Here is a 1,530-nt window from a genome sequence, read left to right as displayed (position 1 = left end):
CGTGCGGGCGCTGCTGCGCAGCTCCGCGAAGTCCAGTTTCAGATCGACCATGGCCGTTCTCCCTCCCGCTCAGACGACGAAACGGGGCCGGCCGAAAAGGACCGGCCCCGCTTCTGGGACTGTGATCAGCCGATCGAAGAGGCCAGCTGCTCGTCCGTGGACTGCAGCGCCGAAGCGGCCTTCTCGAGGAACTGCGCCATGCCGTCGATGCCCTGCACGGTGCGCTGGGCGCCGGAGGTGAACTGCTCGTAGGAGGAGTCGAAGGCACCCGAGGCGCGGGTCGTGGTGAAGCCGTCCTGCACGAGCTGGCTGACCAGGGAGCGCAGCTCCTGCAGCTTGCCCTCCAGGTCGGACTGGCCCGCACGCAGACGGTTCGCGGCGCTCTGCATCTGGTCGTACGTGACGTTGAGGTTCGCCATTGTCTCACTCCTTGTGTCCGGAAGCGGCAGTTCCTCTGCCGACATGTTCAACCTATGGGACCGCTATGGCGTCGGCCAATGGGGAGTACTCCCCATCTTTCGGGGCCGCCTCGCCGACGAGCGGGAACTGCACCCGCACCGTCTTGCCGCTGGCGGCGAGCATGGCGCGGCCGACGGGGAATTCGCGCTTGAGCAGCCGCGGGAACGCCGTCTTGAGCACCACCTCGCCGTCGTGCGTGTCCGGCTGCAGCACCACACCGCGGCGGGCCGATTTGATGTCGCCCAGCAAGCCGAAGCCCGTGGTCCAGTCGCTCGTCTCGCCCTCGGCGACGAGCAGGCCGTCGCCGCGCTTGACCCGCTTGGCGAAGTCCGACAGCGGCATCTCGGCGAGGGAGGTCGCGTACTCCGAGGCGCCTTCGAGGAAGACCGCGACTCCTTCGAGTCCCCGCTCGTCCTGCAGGATGCTGTCGATGAGCCGGCTCGCCGAGCCGCCGTCGACGGCGCTGTCGTCCCAGGCCACGGCATCGCGCAGCGGCGACCGCGCGCTGCCGATGTAGTACCGCCGCACGGCGGGGTTCGCCCGCCGTACCGCCTCTGCCATGGCGTGGAGCGCATTCGAGCGGCCGCTCTGCGGGGCGCCCGCCAGCACGAAGAGCCCGTTGGGGTCGAAGGCGATGGGACCGAGCGTGTCGCCGGACAGACCCAGCACCGGGCGGCCGTCGAGGTGGGGCGGCAGGTCGTCCATGCCGAACGCCTCGGGCAGCGCCCGGACCGGCGGCGCTTCGGCGCGGTCCTGTCGGCGCATGGCTTCGGCGAACTCGCCGATCGCCTGCGCCTGGGCGCGCGGGTCGGTCGTGCCGGCGATGACGGCGATCTGCGTCTCGAGCCCGTCGACGATGGCACGACCGGCGACCGACTCGGGCGACAGCACGTCGCGGGGAGCCCCGACCATCGCGTAGGCGTCGGAGTCCGACAGGCGCAGCACCACACGCTTCTGGATGGTGGACTGCAGCGCCGTGGGCACAGCCTGGCCGCGGTCGGCGGTGAGTGCGACGTGGATGCCGACCGAGCGGCCGTCGGTCATGATCTGCTGGAACACCTGGTACGCGTC

At 70.4% G+C, this 1,530-nt stretch carries 1 protein-coding gene and 1 pseudogene; both read right to left on the bottom strand.

Going from position 1 to position 1,530, the window contains the following annotated elements; translation table 11 throughout:
- Nucleotides 1-125: 125 nt before the first annotated feature.
- A complete protein-coding gene (locus NQ160_RS23620) occupies nt 126-419 on the bottom strand; it encodes a WXG100 family type VII secretion target (RefSeq protein WP_191717944.1) in 294 nt (97 codons plus the stop codon).
- A gap of 52 nt (nt 420-471) precedes the next feature.
- Nucleotides 472-1,530 (bottom strand): annotated as a pseudogene (locus tag NQ160_RS23615) (FtsK/SpoIIIE domain-containing protein); the annotation flags it as partial.

The organism is Microbacterium sp. zg.Y909 (assembly GCF_024626565.1).
The sequence above is the reverse complement of the archived record's forward strand: the minus strand, read 5'-3'. Positions and strand labels throughout refer to the sequence as shown.

What these genes read in the sequence shown, in the direction of transcription:
- NQ160_RS23620 (WP_191717944.1), bottom strand. Translation starts at nt 419, where the DNA reads ATGGCGAACCTCAACGTCACGTACGACCAGATGCAGAGCGCCGCGAAC.